The organism is Paractinoplanes ferrugineus (assembly GCF_016862195.1).
Taxonomy (GTDB): Bacteria; Actinomycetota; Actinomycetes; order Mycobacteriales; family Micromonosporaceae; genus Actinoplanes; species Actinoplanes ferrugineus.
The window spans coordinates 144,852-163,510 of sequence record NZ_BOMM01000001.1 but is presented as its reverse complement, the minus strand read 5'-3'; the positions used below and the strand labels follow the sequence as shown (position 1 = coordinate 163,510).

The following is an 18,659-nucleotide window of genomic DNA, read 5'->3' as shown; positions in this document are numbered from 1 at the left end:
CAAAAACCCTGGGCAACAGTGGAAATATACGCTAGGCACTCTGCGCAACTCGTACGGTAACTTGCCCTTGTGGCTATGCAATCTGTCCAGCTCGACCCGCTCGACGCCAAGATCGTGGAGATGCTCGCCTCGGAGCCGCGTATCGGCGTACTGGAAATGTCTCGGCGTCTCGCGGTCGCTCGCGGAACCGTTCAGGCCAGGCTGGACAAGCTGATCGCGCGGGGCGCGATCAAGAGCTTCGGGCCCGAGGTGAGCCCGGAAGCCATCGGCTTCGGGGTGATGAGCTTCGTGACCTTGGAGATCAGCCAGCGGTACGGGCATGGCGCCGTCGCCGCGCACCTGGCCGACATCCCGGAGGTTCTCGAGGCGCACACCATCACCGGGAGCGGCGACCTGCTGTGCCGCATCGTCGCCCGCTCGCACGCCGACCTGCAACGGGTGATCGACCAGATCGTCGGCTACGAGGGCATCACCCGGGCGCACACGATCATCGCGCTGGCCGAGGTGATCCATTACCGTACGTTGCCGCTGGTCCGAGCCGCATCACTCGCATAACGGACGACACGGAAATATCACCATCCCTCGTCGGAGTGAAATAGATCGTTAGCGTGTCGCCCATGGCATCGGGTGGCAGCTCCCGGATGGGGTACGTGCTGATCTCCGTCGTGGTGCTCCTCGTCGTGCTCGCCACCACCCAGACCTGGAACCCCTGGCCGGGCTGGTGGGCGAAATTCAACACCAGCGGACCGATCGCCGACGGCGCCTCCCGCTGGCAGTCGACCATCGGCGGCAGCCCGCAGAGCGTCACCCTCGCCGGCGACTCGGTGATCGTGGAATACCGCACCTCGCTCGAGGCGTACGGGTTGACCGCCGGGGTCAAGCTGTGGGACAACGACGCCGACTGGGCCGGGGTGGCCGGGGACGGCACCGATGCGGTCGTGGTCGTCGGGCGCCTGCTCACCAAGGGCTACCAGGTGCTCGACCCGCGCAGCGGCACCGTACGGCGCGAGGACAAGACGGCCACCGCGGTCTGGACCTACCGCACCGGCATCCTCGACCTGCACTGCGGCAAGGGCAGCGACTGCGAGCTGACCGCCTGGGACACCCGCGGCAACGTGCGCTGGCGGGTCAACACCGGCGGGATCGGCTTCGTGCTCGACGCCGCCAACCCCGACCTGCCCGACACCAACCCGATGACCGCCGACAACATCGACGACGACGTGGCCGGGCCGCGGCAGATGCCGGCCCTGATCGGGTTGCCCGACGACGGCAAGGTCCGGGTGATCGACACCGCCAACGGCCGGCTCGTGCAGACCGCCGAACCCGGGGCCGGCCAGCGCGTGGCGGTCGCCGGTGGGCGGGTCCTCACGATCACCGCCACCTCCGCCGACGGCACCTGCTATTTCGGGGTGGTCGCCACCGACCCGCCCGACCGCGGCACCGTCTGGCGCCGGGACGGGCTCAACCTGCGCACCGCCTCCAACGGCTCCGGCTGCAAGCAGGACCGTGACCCGGCCGGCGGGGAGGACGTGGTGCTCGGCGTCGACCCGGTGGGCCGGCCGGAACTGATCGCGGCCCATGACGGGCGGGTGCTGTGGCACGGCGCCAAGGGCGAGGAGGTGCGGGCGGTCAACGACTCGTACGCGATCATCCGCAAGGGCTCCACGTTGCGTTGCCTCTCCCTGTCGCGCGGATCGGTGACCTGGACCCGGGAATCCACCGGCTCGGCGGCGCTCACCCCGGACGCCGTGGTCATCGCCTCCACCAAGCCCGGCCGGGTCGCCGCGGTGGCGCCGGCCAGCGGAAAACTCCTCGCCGATGTCCGGACGAATGCCAAGATTTTCGCCACCGGGCCGAACGGAATGATCGCTGTCGACGGCCGCGACATGGCCTACCTGCCGTTCGCCTGACCGAACTGGTATATGCGCACGGCCGGGTGCGGCTCGCGCCGTCCCGGGCGACTGTCCTAGGCTTGCCCGTCATGAGCAGAGGCGCCGCATTCTCGTACTCGCCGCTGTTGCCGATCGGCGACGACCTGACCGAGTACAGACTGGTCACGGACGAGGGTGTGGACGTGGTGCACGGCCCGGGTGGCCGGCGGTTCCTGACCGTCGACCCGGCCGCGATGACCCAGCTCACCGCTGAGGCCATGCACGACATCGCGCACTACCTGCGCCCGGCCCACCTGTCCCAGCTCCGGTCGATCATCGACGACCCCAAGGCGTCGCCCAACGACCGCTTCGTGGCGCTCGACCTGCTGCGCAACGCCAACATCGCGGCCGGCGGGGTGCTCCCGATGTGCCAGGACACCGGCACCGCGATCGTGATGGGCAAGCGCGGCCGGCACGTGCTCACCGACGGCACCGACGAAGAGGCCATCGCCCAGGGCGTCTACCAGGCGTACACCCGGCTCAACCTGCGCTATTCGCAGCTCGCCCCGCTGACCATGTGGGACGAGAAGAACACCGGTTCCAACCTGCCGGCCCAGATCGAGCTCTACGCCGAAGACCCGGGCGGCCAGCCCGACGCCTACAAGTTCCTGTTCATGGCCAAGGGTGGTGGCTCGGCCAACAAGAGCTACCTCTACCAGGAGACCAAGGCGCTGCTGAACCCGGCGCGCATGATGGAGTTCCTGGACGAGAAGCTGCGCCTGATCGGCACGTCCGCCTGCCCGCCCTACCACCTGGCCGTGGTCATCGGCGGCACGTCGGCCGAGTTCGCCCTCAAGACCGCGAAGCTGGCCAGCGCGAAATACCTCGACAACCTGCCCCGGCACGGCACGATGTCGGCGCACGGCTTCCGCGACGTCGAGCTCGAGGCGGCGGTCCTCGAACTGACCCGCGACTTCGGCATCGGCGCCCAGTTCGGCGGCCGCTACTTCTGCCACGACGTACGAGTCGTCCGCCTGCCCCGGCACGGCGCCTCCTGCCCGGTCGCGATCGCCGTCTCCTGCTCCGCCGACCGCCAGGCCCTCGCCAAGATCACCCCCTCCGGCGTCTGGCTGGAGCGCCTCGAGACCGACCCGGCCCGTTACCTGCCCGAGGTCGAGCTCGACGAGGGCCCGGTGGTCAAGGTCGACCTCAACCGCCCGATGTCGGAGATCCGCGCCGAGCTCTCGCGATACCCGGTGAAGACCCGGCTGTCCCTGACCGGCCCGCTGGTGGTGGCCCGCGACATCGCCCACGCGAAGATCGCCGAGCGGCTGGCCGCCGGTCAGCCGATGCCGCAGTACCTGCGCGACCACGCGGTCTACTACGCCGGCCCGGCGAAAACCCCCGAGGGCTACGCGTCCGGCAGCTTCGGTCCGACCACGGCCGGCCGGATGGACTCCTACGTGGAGAGCTTCCAGGCCGCCGGCGGCTCGCTGGTCATGCTGGCCAAGGGCAACCGCTCGACCCAGGTGACCAACGCCTGCCGGTCCCACGGCGGTTTCTACCTGGGCTCGATCGGCGGCCCGGCGGCCCGCCTCGCCCAGGACTGCATCCGCCACGTCGAGGTCCTGGAATACCCGGAACTCGGCATGGAAGCGGTCTGGAAGATCGAGGTGGAGGATTTCCCCGCCTTCATCGTCGTCGACGACAAGGGCAACGACTTCTTCGCCGAGGTGACCCGGCCGAAGAGCGTCCTGCAGATCGGCAATCGCCCCTGACGGGCCGACAGCCGTCAGCCGACCACCTTGCCGGGGTTGAACAGGTTCAGCGGGTCCAAGGTCTGCTTGATCGCGATCTGCATGGCCAGTACCTCCGGCGACAGCTCCCGCCGCATGCCGGCTCGTTTCAGCAGACCGACGCCGTGCTCGCCGGTCACTGTGCCGCCCATCGCGATCGCCGCCGTCAACATGTCTTCGAAAGCGGCCTGAGCTGCTCGCTTGGCCGCCTCGTCGCCGGCCGGGGCGAGGATCAGCGGGTGCAGGTTGCCGTCACCGGCGTGCGCGATGGTGGCGATCGTCGTGCCGTGCCGGGCGGCGGTCTCCTCGATCACGGCAAGCATCTCGGGTACGCGGGAGCGGGGCACGCAGACGTCCTCGGTGAGCACCGGGCCCAGCCGCTCCAGCGCGGGGTAGGCCAACCGGCGGGCGGCGAACAGCGCCTCGGCTTCGACCTCGTCCGTCGACTGCTCGGCCCACAGCGCCCCGGCGTCGCGGAACACCGAGGCGACCGCGGTGGCCTCCTCGTCGCCGGGCGTGTCCAGCTGAGCCAGCAGCAGGGCGGCCGCGTCCGCCTCCAGCCCCAGATGCTTCCACTCCTCGACGGCACGCAGGCAGGTGCGATCAAGCAACTCCAACGCCGCCGGGAGCAGGCCCGCCCGAGTGATCGCGGCAACCGCCTCGCCCGCCGCCACGACACTGCCGAACGCGCCGACCACGGTTTTCGGGGCTTCGCGGCGGGCCGGGCGCAGCCGTACCGTGATCTCGGTCAGCACCCCGAACGTGCCCTCCGAGCCGGTGAACAGGCCGACCAGGTCATAGCCGCTCACGCCCTTGGTCGTACGCCGGCCGAGCCGCACCGCCGTGCCGTAGGCGCCGGCCGCCCCACCGACGACCGCCTCCAGGCCGAGCACGTAATCGCGGGTCACACCGTACTTCAGGCAGCAGAGACCACCCGCGTTGGTCGACACGTTGCCGCCGATCGTCGACCAGGGCGCGCTGGCCGGATCCGGCGGATACCACAGGCCGTGCTCGGCAACGGCCTTCTTCAGATCGTCGTTGATCACGCCCGGCTGCACCGTGGCGGTCATGTTGTCGGCATCGATCGCCACGATCCGGTCCATCCTGGACAGATCCAGGATCATGGCCCCGTCGACCGCGTTCGCCCCACCCGACAACCCGGTGCCGGCCCCCCGCGGAACGATCGGGATCCCCCGCTCCGCACAGTGCCGCACGACCTCGCGCACCTCCGCGGTGGTCCGCGGCCGGACCGCACCGAGCGCCTTGCCGTACGGCGCCCACTCCGCCTCATCGTGGCTGAGGCTCGCCAGCACGTCGGGGTCGTCGATGACTTCCACACCAGCGACCCTACGCGTCCGGTCCGACGCGGCACGCTGGACAGGCGCGAGGCCGGCCCCGAGGACCCGGGACCGGCCTCACCGGCGAACGACCTAGCGGCAGAAGGCGCTGAAGGCCGGAAGGAGCAACCACGGCTTGTACGTGACCCCGGCGCTCGCCTTGTCGCCACGACTGCGGGCGCCCGCGCCCGGGCCGGTCGGGGCGCCCCACCAGTTGCAGGTGGCGGTGGTGGCGGCGCCGGAGGTGGGATCGTCGTAGACGCCGTACATGGTGTTGCCGCTGATCAGGTTGTGGGTCACCAGGACGACGCCGGTGGTCGAGTTGGCGGCCACCTGCACGCCGTACTGGTTGCCGCGCAGCGTGTTGCGGGTGATGTCGACGCCGGAGTTCGGGCTGCCGATGGCGTTGCTGACCTTGACCGCGGAGCCGGCTGAGCTGATCGTGTTGCCGCTGACCGTGATCTTGCTGTTCTTGCCGCCGATGAAGATCGCCGACGAGTTGCTCGTGCCGACGACGGTGTTGTCGACCACCCGCGCACCGGTCGTCTTGAACAGGGCCACCAGCGTGCCGTCACCGGTGCTGCGATTGCCGGAGACGGTCAGGTTCGCGTTGCCCTCGATGAAGGTGACGTCGGCGTTGTAGTGCGACGAATCAGCGCCGCTGAAGTTGTTGTCGGCGATGACCACGTCGCGCAACGGTGTGCTGTTTCCCTGGAATCCATCGGACGCCGTCGACGTATTCTTGACGACATTCTTCCGGAATACGGTACGGCTTGTCGTGATCGACGCCGCCCGGCCGGGATTGTTGATGATGTTGTTCTGAATGAGCTCGCCGGAATTGCCGCCCGGCATGACGAGGGCCGCGGTGCCGCCACCGGGCGGGCCGTTGAGGGTGAAACCGTCGATGACGACGTTGTCGGCGGTGATGGTGAAGGTGGGCGCCACACCACCGTTGAGGACCGTCTCCCCGGTGCCGCGCCGGCCGCGCGCGTCCTGCCCGGCCTTCCCACCGTTGATCGTCACACTGCGGTTGACCTGGACGTTCTCGGTGTAGACGCCGGGCGCCACCTTGATTCCGGTGCAGGTCGTGGCGTTCACGGCGGACTGGATGGTGCGGTATTGCGCCGACGGGACACTGCACGGCACGGTGCGGCCGGAGGCGTGACTCACCCCGCCACCGACGCCGGACATGGCGACGGCGACGGCCGCGATCCCGGCGGCGGAGAGTGCCGATCTGGTTTTCCGCATGCGAGCCTCCGAGCATAGGAACAATTCCTGGATGCCGGACGACCCTATCTCCATAGCCGTTCAATAGCAGTTGACGGGCCACCCGAAAGCCGTCGGGAATTGTTCGCGGCGGTTTAGATCAAGGGGTGACCTGGGGTTTTTCGCAGCCGAGACGGCTCTGAACGAATCTCATTCCGCACCGCCTCACTCGAACGAGGTCGGCGCCTTCCCCCGACGGTGGAGCCGGCTCAGCGCGAAATCGCGAACAATCGTCCGGTGCGGCCCCCGAACATCGCCGCGGGGTTGGTGTAGTCCGCTGTCAACGCGTAGAGCGTCCGACCGTCCCCGGACAGGGCGCAGTCGAAGGCGCCGTCCGGTAACGGGATCGTGGTGACCACCGCGCCACCCTCGCGCACGAGGCTGCAGTGCTCGTTGGGCACGGCGGCGTACCAGATCGCGCCGGACGGGTCGAGGCAGATGCCGTCGGGGGCCACGCCGGGCAGGTCGGCCCAGACCCGGCGGTTGCTCAGCGAACCGTCCGAGGCGATGTCGAAGGCGGTCAGGCGGGAGCCGTGCGACTCGGCCACGATCAGCGTGCTGTCGTCGGCGGTCACGGCCATGCCGTTGGGGAACTCCAGCCCGCCGGCCACCGGCCGGGCGACGCCGTCCGGCGACACCACCGCGATCAGTCCGGGCGCCGGGGTGCCACCGGGGAAGTCGTAGCCGATGTTGTTCACGAACGCGTTGCCGCGCGAGTCGACGACGATGTCGTTCCAGGGGTGACTGCCGTCTATGCCGGCCAGGTCGGCGTACGGCACACCGTCGCGGAGCAGCCGCGCGCCCGGTCCGTCGAGCAGCAGCAGCTCTCCCCCGGGCCGCCAGTCGATGCAGAACGGCATCCCGCTCGCCCCGGCCATGACCTCGGCGGTGCGGGACGCGGAGAGACGCAGCACCGAGCCGGCACCCCAGTCGCAGAACCACAGCGCGCCGTCGTGCCAGCGGGCCGACTCACCCATCACCAGGCCGGACAGGACCAGCTGCGGATCCGTCATGAGCCCAGATTAGTCAGAGTTCGGCGACCAGCACCGGCTCGGTCGAGTAGTAGTACCCGGGCGCGTCCGGAGACTTCGGGCCGGCCGGGGCCAGCCGCTCGATCGCCACGAACCGGGGTGTCACCTGCCAGGCGCCGACGTCGTACTTGCGGACCTCCTTGCCGAAGGACGCCAGGAACATCAACTTCCCCTTGGCGGTACGGGTCTCGAGCTGCAGCAGCCGCCGGTCCTTGGTGAGCAGCAGAATCCGGTCGCCCGAAGCACCCAGCACCTGCGTACCGGCCGGCGACCTGCGCAGGGTCGCGCCGGTGACCGGGTCGACCGCGAGGAGGGCGGCGGCGGTCGACTGGAAGACCACGCCACCGGCGACCGTACTGCCCGGCCCGTCGAGGGGGCGGGAGCGCCGCGGAGTCGAGGCGTCGGTCAGCCACCCCTGGCCGGTACCGTCGCGCAGGCCGGCGCAGGCGGAGGTGGCGACGTCGCAGCCGAGCGGGGTGAACGGTCCGGTCGGGAACGACGCGACCTTGGCGCCGGTGGCGGTGTCGTACGCGCCGTCGGCACAGACGTAACTGCCGCCGGCGGTGGTGAATCCGTCGGCACAGAGCGGGGCGGTCCAGCGGCGGGCGCCGGTGCTCACCTCGTACGCGTCGACTCTTGCCGTCGCCGTGACCAGCACCGTGCCGCCGGCGACCCGCAGGCCGACCGGTCGCCAGACCGTGTCGGCGCCGGTGCGGTGCCCGGCGAAACCCTCGGCGGGCGCCGGCCCGGAGATCCGCCAGATGATCTTTCCGGTCCGCCCGTCGATCGCCACCACGTCGCCGTCGGACCAGCGGCTGACCACCGTGGAACCGGCCGCCACCACCCCGGTCAGCTGTTGTGGCCAGCGGCGGAACGACCAGATCGCGGAGTACATCGTCCGGGCGTGGACCGGCGCGTCGGCACGGATCTGCCGTTTCGCGGCGTAGACCCGGACCGTGTCGTCGACGATCAGCGGCGCCATCGAGAGCTTGCTGGTGACCCCCGCCCGGATCAGGGACATCTTCGGAGTCGGGCCGTTCACGCTGGCCAGGACCTCGGCCGGAGCGAGCACGCGCCAGCCGACAAGCACCGCCACGGCGGCCACGACGAGCGCGGACAGGGACCGCAGCAGTACCTTTTTCACCGCGAGAGACTATGTCAGGCGGCTGCGGCGAGGTCGTCGAGGTCCCGTCGCAGCGCACCCTCGGCGGTCTCGGCGGCCAACCCACCGAAGATCAGGGCGAGGAAGCGGCCGATCGGCCCGGTGGCGCCACCGTCCTGAACGGCCGTGACCATGGTGCCGCCACGGTGGCGGCCGGCGACGACCGGAACGAACGAATAGGTCATCTTGTAGTCGGCGCCGATGCCGGGCGACCGGACCACGAACCGGTCGGGCATCTCGCACAGCTCGACGAGGAAGTCCTCGGTGATCTCACCGCCGTCGGCCATCCGCCGGGTCTCGCGCCAGGCTGTCCCGGCGCCGAACGGGCCGGTGCTGAGCACCTCGACCCGGGTGACGGTGGAGAGCCGGTCGCGGCGCCGGGCCAGATCGGTGAACACCTGCCAGACCGCGGCAACGGGAGCCTCGATGAGGCGCGTTACCGCGATCGTCGACATCGAGTGACCTCCCGCAGGCACGCTACTGAGGGTAAGGCCACGCACGCCAGGGGTGGAGCCGATCAGTCGGACCCGCCGATCACCAGTCCGAGTCGAATCAGCTCGGTCAACGGCTCCACGACGCCGACCGCGCCGAAGCCGACGAACATCGGGCGGGCGGTGTCGCGCCTGGCCCGGCACGGTTCGACGAGCGGCAGCGGGTGGGTCGCGGCCAGCACCTCGGCGACCTCGGCCACCTCGGCACCGTCGACCGCCGCGATCGAGGCGGCCAGCACGTTCAGGAAGCCGTGGTGGGTGAAACCGGTCTCCGGGTCGGTGTGCCGGATCGCGTGCCGCAGCCCGGCGGCCAGCCGGAACGGCAGCTCGCGGTCGCGACAGGCGCAGATCACCGCGGCCAGCTCGACCGGGGTGGGGAAGAGCTCGGCGGCCAGTCCGCCGACTCGGAACTTGGGAGCCACCCGCAACCCCGCGGACCGCCACTCGGCCACCGTGTCGAGCGCGTCGAGGAGGCCCCAGCTGAGCGGGATCTCGGCGTACACCTGGAGGTCCTCGTCGTGCCCGGCCAGCGCGTGCAGATCGCCGAGCCCGGGTTGCGGGTCTTCGCCGCGCCGGGCCACCGGCGCCTCGACGTGCAGCACCGCCGCGCCGGCCGCGCGCAGCTTCTCGACCGCGATCGGCAGCGCGCTCACCGGCACGTCACCGACCAGCGCGACCGGCACCGCGCGGGCCGGCAACTCGATGCTCATCGATGAAGCCGGCACCAGCAACGGGCCGAGCAGGGCGGCGAACCAGGCACCGCGATGCTCGCTGTGCTTGGCCACGGCCTCGGGCAGGCTCGTCCGGCTGGGCGGGAGCAGGGACGCGTCATCGACCAGCCCGGCGAACAGCTTAGGCACCATCGTTGACACCATCTGAACCTAATGGACGCTTCGCGGGGCGAACAACCACGTCCGCTATGTCGTTTTCCCCCGGCGCCTTCAACCGAGCGCCACGACCTCCGCATTCAGCGAGGTCGGCAGCGGCTGATCGGCCGGAAAAGCGGGCACCCGGAAGGCATGTGTCCGCTTCGGATCGGCGGTGAGCCGGGCGCAGTAACTCCGGCCGGCGGCCAGCTCGAGGTAGCCGGGCGCGAACGAGACGTCGCAGGCTCCGGGGTCGGCGAACGGATCTCCACTGGCCGCGGCGAGCACCGCGCGGCCGGCGAGCGGTTCGACGGTCCACACCCGCGGGTCGGTGCCGGTGCAGTTCTGCTCGTTGTCGGTCTTGCCGGGTGTCGAGCAGAGCAGCGACAGATCACCCGTGTAGGCGTCGGTTCCCGGCCGGGGCGGGTCGAGCCACAGCGCGCCCTGCGGGAGCTTGTCGCCCGTACCCAAGGAAAGCTCGATCTTGGAAATCGCGGCGCCGGGCGCCGGGCCGGCCGAGGAGGCGATCGGCAGCGGAACGACGACCTCGGCGGCCGGCGAGGACGAGGCGTGGTGGTAGATCGCCCCGGCGAACGTGCCGGCCGCCAGCACGATCAGCGCCACCAGGCCGGTCAACCGCGCTCGGCCGAGGCGCTCGGACCGGAGCAGCACGACGGTAGCGATGACGAGCAGCACTACCGCCGCGCCGCCCAGCAGAAAATCGACCATGGTCGACAAGGTACCGGGGCGCCGAAGCGCCCCGGACGCTCAACCGATGTGGAAAGGCTGGTCGTAGACCCGGAAATCGAGCGGCGTGTTGAGGTCGAAATTGCCGTTGTTGAGGAAGACCCGCTGGGCCGTGTCGACCCGGCTGGTGTCGGAGTGCGCCTCCTCCTTCTTCATCTCGATGACCCGCTCGTCGAGGAAGACGTTGAGCCAGGTGCGCTCGTCGCCACCCTGCGCCGGCGGCTTGGCCCGCTTCAGCGCGGCGCTGCGAATCGACCGCATGCCGTCGTAGCCATGCATGACCGAGGCGTCGTAGTAGGCGAACTGGCCGAGCGCCCGCACCCCGTCGGACTTGCCGTCCCGCACCGACGGGTTGAAGTAGACGCGGTCCCGCTCGGACTCCTGGGCGGCCTGGAACACCGAGTCGGCCGCCGCGGTCTTCCAGTCCTTGGTGAAGTTGGGGTCGAGACCGGAGTGCGACGAGGTGCCGTCGACCTTGCGCAGCGCCGGCAGATATTTGGCGAGCACGTTCGACGGCTTGGTCGCCGTGTAGGCCTCCACCAGCTCCAGCATGTCGCCGGTGCCGGAGCAGAACCCGATGATGCCGGCGGTGTAGCCCCGCCCGTCCTTGATGTCCTCGATGTAGGCGAACTGGGCCCGCCAGTCCAGCGAGGAGTTCTCGGCCGCCGAGACGATCTGCATGGCGACGTCCTTCTTCGCCGGATTGTCAAGGTTCTTGCCTGTTGGGGCAGAGGTCGGCGGCGTAGTGGGCGGAGTTGTCGGACTGGTCGAGCCGGGCACGACCCAAGTCTGGTTCGCGGTGTTGCCACACGTCCAGATCTGGAGCCGGGCACCGTTCGCGGTGCTCTTGTCGGTCACGTCCAGACACTTGCCGGAACCGGTGTTGACCAGCGCTCCGTTGGAAACGGTCCACTTCTGCGCGCCGGTGGCGTTGCAGTCGTAGATCTGAATCTTGGCTCCGTTCGCGGTCGAGGCGGAGGGTACGTCGAGGCACTTGCCGAGGGCCCGGACGGTGTTGTCGCTGTTGCCGACGGTCCATTGCTGAGCGGCGCTGCCGTTGCAGTCGTAAAGCTGCACGGCGGAGCCGTTGGCGCTCGACCCGTTGGCGATGTCGATGCACTTGTTGCCGAGCCCGGTGATCGGGCCGGAGACGGCGGCACTGGCCGGGAGCAGGCCATATGTGATGGCTGCTGCGGGGACGACCAGGGCCAGCGAGGCGTAGGCGATTGCCCTCACGCGTTTCATGGCTCTCCTGACGGAGGAGGGGGGATGGGTGATCACGCGCGTGATGGGCAGTGACGTTAGAACAGTTAAAAAGGTTTATCAATAGCTGTCGATGACGGGGTCTAGTCTGCGATGTGGGCCTTGACACGGGGGAAGGGCCTGTCTACCGTCCGAGCAACTGTTAGTCAGTTTGCCTATCCCGCAGGGAGCCCCGTTGACCCGTCTGGCCGGATCGTCCAAGCTGCTCCGCGCCATGAACGAGAGCGCAGCTCTGGCTCACCTGCTCGACCCAGGGATGCTCACCCGCTCCGACTTGCGCAAGCTCACCGCCCTGTCCACGCCGACCATCTCCGAGGTCCTGCGCCGGCTCGTCGACGCCGGCCTGGTCAACGTGGTGGGTCACAACAGCGGCCGACCCGGGCCGAACGCCGAGATCTACGCGGCCAACCCGGACGCCGCGTACGCGGTCGCGATCTCGGTCCGCGACGTCGGCACCAGCGGTACGCCGTCGGTCACCGCCGCTCTCTGCGACCTGACCGGCCGCGTCCGCGCCCGGTTCGAGTCGCGGATCGACTTCCTCGCCACCGAACCCGCGGGCGCGATCGTCGACGTGGTCGCCCAGCTGGGCGAGGAGGCCGGCGTGCCGGCCGACCGCATCCGGCACGTGCAGCTCGGCGTCCCCGGCTCGTGGGACGCCCGCACCAACACCATCCGGCACGTGGACGTCCCCGGCTTCGGCCGGACCGGTCTGGTGCCGGAGATCGCCGCGGCGCTCGGCACCCACGTCGGCGTCGACAACGACGTGAACCTGGCCGCGGTGGCCGAGCGCAACCGCGGCACCGGACGCGACGCGGAGAGCTTCGCGCTGCTCTGGATGGGTCAGGACGGTCTCGGTCTGGCCATCGACATCGCCGGCAAGCTCATGCGGGGTGCCCGCGGCGGCGCCGGCGAGATCGGCTACATGCCGCTCTACGCGCCCGATTCCACCGATCGCAAACTCGACCTGCAGGACCTCTTCGGCGGGGCGGCGCTGATGGACCTGGCCCGGGACCACGGCATCGCCGGCCGCACACCGGCCGACGTGGTGCGGGCCGCCACCGACTCACCCGGCGAATTCCTCAACACCCTCGCCGACCGGGTCACGGTCGGCCTGGCCGCGGTGATCGCCGTGCTCGATCCCTATCTGGTTGTGCTCGCCGGCCCGATCGCGCAGGCCGGCGGCGAGACGTTGCTGGCCGCGGTGACCGCCGCGTTCCGCCGCGCGGCGCCGCTGGAGAGCTCGATCGCGGTGACCACCCTCGACGACGACGCGGTGTTGCTCGGCGCGCTGGACGCCGGCCTCGCCGCGGTCCGGGAAGCCCTCATCGCCAACATTCGCGACAGCTGACGCTTTTCTGAGAGGCCTGAAGTGAACAAGCGGATACCCTATGCCCTTTTTGCCCTTACTTTGCTGACAACTGCCGCCTGCACCCCCGCTCCCAAGGAAACCAAGATCGCCAACCCCGGCGCTTCGGTCAGCGGCACCGTCGAGCTCTGGCACTTCTTCGCCGAGCGCGAGGCCGCAGCCATCGACACGGTGGTCAAGGACTTCGAGGCGAGCCACCCCAACATCAAGGTCACGGTGAAGTCCGGGCAGGACGACTCCAAGGTCACCCAGGCGATCGGGGCCGGCAACGGACCCGACATCGGCCTCTCCTACTCCACCGACATCGTCGGCAAGTTCTGCTCCTCGGGCGCGTGGGTGGATCTCAACCCGTACCTCAGCCGGGACAAAGTGGACCTCAACCAGTTGAACGCCACCACCCGGCAGTACACCGAGTTCGGCGGCAAACGCTGCGCGATGCCGTTCCTCGCCGACGCCTACGGCATGTTCTACAACAAGGACATGTTCGCCAAGGCGGGCATCGCCGGGCCGCCGAAGACCCTCGACGAACTGACCGAGGACGCCAAGAAGCTGACCGTGCGCAACCCCGACGGCTCGCTCAAGACCGTCGGTTTCCTGCCGCTCTACGACTTCTACGAGAACGCCGCCGCCCACCTCGCCCCGGCCACCGGCGCCAAGTGGCTCACCGCCGACGGCAAGTCGGCGATCGGCGCCGACCCCAACTGGAAGACCCTGCTGAACTGGCAGAAGAGCCTCGTCGACTGGTACGGCTACGACAAGTTGACCAAGTTCAAGGCCGGCCTCGGTGACGAGTTCAGCACCGACAACGCGTTCCAGAAGGGCCAGGTCGCGATAAACATCGACGCCGAGTACCGGCTCGCGTTCCTCAAAGACCAATCACCCGCGCTGAAGTACGGCGTAGCGCCGCTCCCGACGGCCGACAGCGCCGGCTACGGCGGCGGTTACGTCACCGGCAACATCATGGGCATCTCGAAGAACGCCAAGAACCCCGAAGCGGCCTGGGAACTGATCAAATATTTGACCACCGATGACGCCGCGGTGACGAAACTGGCCGGGTTGCTCAAGAACGTGCCGACCACGACCAAGGCGATCGCCGACCCGACGCTGAGCTCGGACCCCGACTTCAAGACGTTCATCGACATCTTCAACAACCCGAACTCGATGACCACGCCGCCGTCCGCCTCCGGCCCGGCCTACCAGGAGACCTTCGGTCAGTTCCTGACGAACTACCAGGCCGGCAAGGTCAAGGATCTCGACTCCGGGCTGCGGACCGCCGACCAGCAGATCAACAGCGTCATGCAGCTCGGCGGCTGAGACATGCACACCGTACGGAAGAATTTGACGACCCTGTCGTTCCTGGCGCCCGCGCTCATCGGCATCGCGGTGTTCTTCCTCTACCCCCTGGGCTCGGCGGTCTACTTCTCCTTCACGAAGTTCGACCTGCTCTCCGTGCCGCAGTGGGTCGGCCTGGACAACTACCGGCAGATGGCCGACGACCCGTTCCTGCTCCAGGCCGTTCGCAACACGCTGTGGATGGTGGTGGTCTTCGTCCCGGCGCGGATCATCGGGGCGCTCGGCCTGTCGATGCTGCTCGCGCAGCTGCGCCGGGGCGCCGGTTTCTTCCGTACGGTGTTCTACCTGCCGTCGCTGATCCCGCCGGTGGCCGCCACCATCGCGTTCGTCTACCTGCTCAAGCCGGGCACCGGCCCGGTCGACCACTTCCTGGAGAAGATCGGCATCAGCGGTCCGCTCTGGTTCAACTCACCGACTTGGGCCAAGCCAGCGCTGGTCCTGCTCGGCCTGTGGGCCGTCGGCGACCTGCTGGTGATCTTCCTGGCCGCCGTGCTGGGCGTTCCGGAAAGCCTCTACGAGGCCGCGTCGCTCGACGGTGCGAACGCCTGGCACCGGTTCCGGTCGATAACGCTGCCGTCGATCCGGCCGGTGATCCTGTTCGCGGCGGTCACCGGCGTGATCTACACGTTGCAGTACTTCGACCAGGCGGCGGTGGCCGGCTCGATCGCCAGCGGGCAGGCCACCGTCGGGGCCGGCATCTCCCAGTCCTTCGGCTACCCGGAGGGCTCCACCTTCACCTATCCCCTCTGGCTCTACACCGTCGGATTCCGCTACAACGCGCTCGGCTACGCCAACGCGCTGGCGATCGTGCTGTTCGTGGTCGCGCTCGCGGTCACCGTGATCCTGATGCGCCGAGCGCGCGCATTCTCCGGGGAGGAAGCATGACCGCGGTCTTGGAGCTACCGGCACCGCCGATCGTCGAAGTGAACCACAAGGCCAAGCGGCAGAACCGGCTGGCCTGGATCGCCCGGCACAGCATCGCGATCGTGCTGGTCATCATGTTCCTGACCCCGGTCGTCTACCTGGTGCTGCTCTCGCTGATGACCAGCAAGCAGGCGCTGACCAGCAACTACTGGCCCGACACCTGGCACTTCGAGAACTACGTGAACGTGTTCCGGTCGACGCCGCTGCCGCGCTATCTGCTCAACACCGTCAGCTACGCGGTGTCGGTCACGCTGCTCACCCTGCTGTCCAGCGTGCCCGCCGCGTACGCGTTGGCGAAGTTGAAGTTCCGTGGCCAGAACGCCCTGTTCCTGACCATCATCTGCGTGATGATGCTCCCGCCGCAGGTCGTGACCGTTCCGCTCTACCTGATGTGGGCCCGTTACGGCCTCACCGGATCGCTCGCGCCGCTCATCGTCCCGGCCCTGTTCGGCGACGCGTTCACCATCTTCCTGCTGCGGCAGTTCCTGCTGACCATCCCGACGGAGTACCTCGACGCGGCCCGGGTCGACGGCTGCGGCGAGTGGCGCACGCTGCTGCGGGTGGTGCTGCCGATGGCCCGGCCCGGCATCGCGGCAGCCGGCCTGTTCCAGTTCTTCTTCTGCTGGAACGACTACTACGGGCCACTGCTCTACACGAGCGAAAACGAACACTCGTGGACGCTGACCCTGGGCCTGGCGTCGTTCCGGACCGTCCACCATGTCGACTGGAACCTGGTCACGGCCGCAACGGTGCTGGCCATGGCCCCACTGATAATCATTTTCTTCTTTGCCCAGCGCGCGTTCGTGCAGGGCATCACGTTGACTGGCCAAAAATAAGGTGGAGTAAAGGGTGAAAATCGCAGTCATCGGGGGCGGGTCGACCTACACGCCGGAGCTGGTGGACGGCTTCGCGCGGCTCGGCTCGATGGTCGACGAGTTGGTCCTTGTCGACCCCGCGTCTGAGCGCTTGGAGATCGTCGGCGCCTTCTCCGCTCGGATCTTCGCTGCTCAGGGTCACCCCGGAAAGGTCACCTGGACCACCGACCTCGACGCCGGGGTCACCGACGCCGACGCCGCGGTCATCCAGCTGCGGGTCGGCGGCCAGCAGGCGCGGATCAGCGACGAGACGTTCCCGCTGGAGTGCGGCTGCGTCGGCCAGGAGACGACCGGCGCGGGCGGGCTCGGCAAAGCCTTGCGTACGGTCCCGATCGTGCTCGACGTCGCGGCCCGGATCCGGCAGCGGGCGAAGCCGGGTGCGTGGATCGTCGACTTCACCAACCCGGTCGGCATCGTGACCCGCGCGCTGCTCGATGCCGGCCATCGGGCGGTCGGCCTGTGCAACGTGGCGATCGGGTTCCAGCGCCGGTTCGCCGGCTACCTGGGCGTGGCGCCGTCGTCGGTGGTGCTCGATCACGTCGGCCTCAATCACCTGACGTGGGAGCGGGCCGCCTATGTGGACGGCGTCGACCAGCTCCCCTCGCTGCTTTCCCGGCACCTGCCGGAGATCGCCGCCGAGGTGGACATCGACCCCGCCGTGCTGACCACCCTCGGCAACGTCCCGTCCTACTACCTCTCCTACTTCTACAGCCACGACAAGCACGTCCGGGAGTCCCGTGGCGCGCAGACCCGCGGACAGCGTGTCGCCGAGATCGAGGCCATCCTCCTCGACATGTACCGGGACGTGGACCTGGTCGAGAAGCCCGCGCTCCTCGGCGAGCGCGGCGGCGCCTACTACTCCGAGGCCGCGGTCGGCCTGCTGGCGTCACTCCACGGCTTTGACGACAATTCGGTCCACTCGGTAAACGTGCGCAACAACGGTGTCCTGCCCTTCCTCCCCTCCGAGGCGGTCATCGAGGTCTCGGCCCGAGCGGGCCTCGACGGCCCGGCTCCGTTGCCGGTCACCGCACTGCCGCCAGATCTGTCCGGCCTCATCGCGCACGTCTGCGGGTACGAGGAACTGGCGCTCGACGCCGCGCTCCGGGGCGGCCGCCAACGGGTTTACCGGGCCCTGCTCGCCCACCCGCTGATCGGCCAGCACGAATACGCGGACGCCCTGACCGACAAGCTCCTCGCGGCCGGCCGCGCCCATCTCGCGTGGGCCTCATGAGAGCGCTCTATCTGGCCGTCGACGGTGGCAACTCGAAGACGGACGTGGTGCTCGGCGACGAATCCGGCCAGGTCCTGGGCTTCGTCCGAGGCGGCACGTCGTCACCGCACAACATCGGCCTGCCCGGCACCGTCGAGGTGCTGGGCCGGCTGATCCGGGCCGTGCACGCCGAGGCCGGCCTCCCGGTCGGCACCCCGATCGACACGCTTGCCGTCTACCTGGCCGGCGCCGACCTGCCGATCGAGGTGACCCGCCTGCACCAGGCGATCTCCGCACCGTCCTGGGCCCGGCGCACCGTAGTGGACAACGACTGCTTCGCCCTGCTGCGCGCCGGCACCGCCACACCCGACGCCGTGACCGTGGTGTGCGGCGCCGGCACGAACTGCGTGGGCCGCACCGCCGACGGCCGAACCGCCCGCTTCGTGGCCCTCGGCCCGATCTCCGGTGACTGGGGCGGCGGTCACGACTTAGCCGACCACACCCTGCGTGAAGCCGCCCGGGGCGAAGACGGCCGCGGCCGGCCGACCGCCCTGTCCCCCGCCGTGGCCGCCCACTTCGGCCTGCCCACGGTCGAAGCGGTAAGCATCGCCCTGCACTTCGGTGACCTGCCCATGGACCGGATCCGCGAGTTGTCCCCGCTGCTGTTCGAGGTGGCCGCCACCGGCGACGAAGTGGCGTCCGCGCTGGTCGACCGGCAGGCGACGGAGATCCTGGCCCAGCACCGGGTGGCCGCCACCCGGCTCGGCCTGCTCACCGAGAAGCACGCCCTGGTGCTGGGCGGCGGCGTCCTCCGAGCCCGCCACCCCCAGCTGCACGACCAGGTCGTCGCCGGCGCCATCGACCAGGCCCCCCAGGTGGAGGTGACGATCCTGAACACCCCGCCGGTCACCGGAGCCGCCCTGCTGGCCCTGGACACCATGAACCACCCCGAGGCCGAACCAATGCTGCGCGCCGCCCTGCACCACCGCGTCCCCGCCCCCGCCCTGCTGGAGTCCGCCCAGAACGCCGACGCCCTGGACTCCAGCGCCCCCGCACTCTGACACCGCACCCTGACACCGCACCCCACCCCCGGCCGCAGCG

General features: G+C 69.4%; 17 protein-coding genes. 9 read left to right on the top strand and 8 right to left on the bottom strand.

The window, feature by feature from the left end; all coding sequences use genetic code 11:
- Positions 1-75 precede the first annotated feature (75 nt).
- From Afe05nite_RS00725 to Afe05nite_RS00715, 3 genes are all read left to right on the top strand, one after another.
- A complete protein-coding gene (locus tag Afe05nite_RS00725) occupies positions 76-555 on the top strand; it encodes an Lrp/AsnC family transcriptional regulator (protein ID WP_203814934.1) in 480 nt (159 codons plus the stop codon).
- 62 nt (positions 556-617) lie between these two features.
- On the top strand, positions 618-1,910 hold the full coding sequence (locus tag Afe05nite_RS00720; RefSeq protein WP_203814933.1) for a PQQ-binding-like beta-propeller repeat protein: 1,293 nt from the start codon (positions 618-620) through the stop codon (positions 1,908-1,910).
- A gap of 71 nt (positions 1,911-1,981) precedes the next feature.
- Positions 1,982-3,649, top strand: coding sequence for a fumarate hydratase (locus Afe05nite_RS00715; protein ID WP_203814932.1), 1,668 nt, complete (start codon positions 1,982-1,984; stop codon positions 3,647-3,649).
- 14 nt (positions 3,650-3,663) lie between these two features.
- Here the strand turns inward: Afe05nite_RS00715 and Afe05nite_RS00710 are convergent, their stop codons facing one another.
- The 8 genes from Afe05nite_RS00710 to Afe05nite_RS44435 form a co-directional block, all read right to left on the bottom strand.
- Positions 3,664-5,004 (bottom strand): FAD-binding oxidoreductase, encoded by a 1,341-nt coding sequence (locus Afe05nite_RS00710; protein WP_203814931.1) that lies wholly within the window; start codon positions 5,002-5,004, stop codon positions 3,664-3,666.
- Positions 5,005-5,097: 93 nt separating this feature from the next.
- Positions 5,098-6,252: a right-handed parallel beta-helix repeat-containing protein gene (locus Afe05nite_RS00705; RefSeq protein WP_203814930.1), complete on the bottom strand. Its 1,155-nt coding sequence runs from the start codon at positions 6,250-6,252 to the stop codon at positions 5,098-5,100.
- A 227-nt stretch (positions 6,253-6,479) separates the two neighbouring features.
- A complete protein-coding gene (locus Afe05nite_RS00700) occupies positions 6,480-7,283 on the bottom strand; it encodes an SMP-30/gluconolactonase/LRE family protein (protein ID WP_203814929.1) in 804 nt (267 codons plus the stop codon).
- Between the two features lie 13 nt (positions 7,284-7,296).
- Complete coding sequence (locus tag Afe05nite_RS00695) at positions 7,297-8,445, bottom strand: outer membrane protein assembly factor BamB family protein (protein WP_203814928.1); 1,149 nt, start codon at positions 8,443-8,445, stop codon at positions 7,297-7,299.
- A 14-nt stretch (positions 8,446-8,459) separates the two neighbouring features.
- Positions 8,460-8,918 carry an SRPBCC family protein gene (locus Afe05nite_RS00690; protein WP_203815228.1) on the bottom strand — a complete coding sequence of 153 codons (459 nt, stop codon included), beginning with the start codon at positions 8,916-8,918 and terminating at the stop codon, positions 8,460-8,462.
- Positions 8,919-8,980: 62 nt separating this feature from the next.
- On the bottom strand, positions 8,981-9,826 hold the full coding sequence (locus Afe05nite_RS00685; RefSeq protein ID WP_203814927.1) for a hypothetical protein: 846 nt from the start codon (positions 9,824-9,826) through the stop codon (positions 8,981-8,983).
- A 69-nt stretch (positions 9,827-9,895) separates the two neighbouring features.
- Positions 9,896-10,549 (bottom strand): hypothetical protein, encoded by a 654-nt coding sequence (locus tag Afe05nite_RS00680; protein WP_203814926.1) that lies wholly within the window; start codon positions 10,547-10,549, stop codon positions 9,896-9,898.
- A gap of 39 nt (positions 10,550-10,588) precedes the next feature.
- Complete coding sequence (locus tag Afe05nite_RS44435) at positions 10,589-11,812, bottom strand: chitosanase (RefSeq protein WP_203814925.1); 1,224 nt, start codon at positions 11,810-11,812, stop codon at positions 10,589-10,591.
- A gap of 193 nt (positions 11,813-12,005) precedes the next feature.
- Here Afe05nite_RS44435 and Afe05nite_RS00670 point away from each other — a divergent pair, with 193 nt between their 5' ends.
- The 6 genes from Afe05nite_RS00670 to Afe05nite_RS00645 are packed head-to-tail and all read left to right on the top strand — an operon-like array spanning position 12,006 to position 18,619.
- Positions 12,006-13,178 (top strand): ROK family transcriptional regulator, encoded by a 1,173-nt coding sequence (locus tag Afe05nite_RS00670; protein ID WP_203814924.1) that lies wholly within the window; start codon positions 12,006-12,008, stop codon positions 13,176-13,178.
- A 60-nt stretch (positions 13,179-13,238) separates the two neighbouring features.
- The gene (locus Afe05nite_RS00665) at positions 13,239-14,510 is read left to right on the top strand and encodes an ABC transporter substrate-binding protein (RefSeq protein WP_239117449.1); all 1,272 of its coding nucleotides are present in this window, start codon (positions 13,239-13,241) and stop codon (positions 14,508-14,510) included.
- A 3-nt stretch (positions 14,511-14,513) separates the two neighbouring features.
- A complete protein-coding gene (locus Afe05nite_RS00660) occupies positions 14,514-15,434 on the top strand; it encodes a carbohydrate ABC transporter permease (RefSeq protein ID WP_203814922.1) in 921 nt (306 codons plus the stop codon).
- Positions 15,431-16,309 (top strand): carbohydrate ABC transporter permease, encoded by an 879-nt coding sequence (locus Afe05nite_RS00655; protein ID WP_203814921.1) that lies wholly within the window; start codon positions 15,431-15,433, stop codon positions 16,307-16,309. The genes Afe05nite_RS00660 and Afe05nite_RS00655 overlap by 4 nt, the downstream gene beginning before the upstream one ends.
- A 13-nt stretch (positions 16,310-16,322) precedes the next feature.
- Positions 16,323-17,579 carry a family 4 glycosyl hydrolase gene (locus Afe05nite_RS00650; RefSeq protein WP_203814920.1) on the top strand — a complete coding sequence of 419 codons (1,257 nt, stop codon included), beginning with the start codon at positions 16,323-16,325 and terminating at the stop codon, positions 17,577-17,579.
- On the top strand, positions 17,576-18,619 hold the full coding sequence (locus tag Afe05nite_RS00645; protein ID WP_203814919.1) for an N-acetylglucosamine kinase: 1,044 nt from the start codon (positions 17,576-17,578) through the stop codon (positions 18,617-18,619). The genes Afe05nite_RS00650 and Afe05nite_RS00645 overlap by 4 nt, the downstream gene beginning before the upstream one ends.
- The last annotated feature ends 40 nt before the right edge of the window (positions 18,620-18,659 follow it).

Coding starts and splice junctions, on each gene's coding strand:
- Afe05nite_RS00725 (WP_203814934.1), top strand. CDS start 76: ATGCAATCTGTCCAGCTCGACCCGCTCGACGCCAAGATCGTGGAGATG.
- Afe05nite_RS00720 (WP_203814933.1), top strand. CDS start 618: ATGGCATCGGGTGGCAGCTCCCGGATGGGGTACGTGCTGATCTCCGTC.
- Afe05nite_RS00715 (WP_203814932.1), top strand. CDS start 1,982: ATGAGCAGAGGCGCCGCATTCTCGTACTCGCCGCTGTTGCCGATCGGC.
- Afe05nite_RS00705 (WP_203814930.1), bottom strand. CDS start 6,252: ATGCGGAAAACCAGATCGGCACTCTCCGCCGCCGGGATCGCGGCCGTC.
- Afe05nite_RS00700 (WP_203814929.1), bottom strand. CDS start 7,283: ATGACGGATCCGCAGCTGGTCCTGTCCGGCCTGGTGATGGGTGAGTCG.
- Afe05nite_RS00690 (WP_203815228.1), bottom strand. CDS start 8,918: ATGTCGACGATCGCGGTAACGCGCCTCATCGAGGCTCCCGTTGCCGCG.
- Afe05nite_RS00680 (WP_203814926.1), bottom strand. CDS start 10,549: ATGGTCGATTTTCTGCTGGGCGGCGCGGCGGTAGTGCTGCTCGTCATC.
- Afe05nite_RS44435 (WP_203814925.1), bottom strand. CDS start 11,812: ATGAAACGCGTGAGGGCAATCGCCTACGCCTCGCTGGCCCTGGTCGTC.
- Afe05nite_RS00660 (WP_203814922.1), top strand. CDS start 14,514: ATGCACACCGTACGGAAGAATTTGACGACCCTGTCGTTCCTGGCGCCC.
- Afe05nite_RS00655 (WP_203814921.1), top strand. CDS start 15,431: ATGACCGCGGTCTTGGAGCTACCGGCACCGCCGATCGTCGAAGTGAAC.
- Afe05nite_RS00645 (WP_203814919.1), top strand. CDS start 17,576: ATGAGAGCGCTCTATCTGGCCGTCGACGGTGGCAACTCGAAGACGGAC.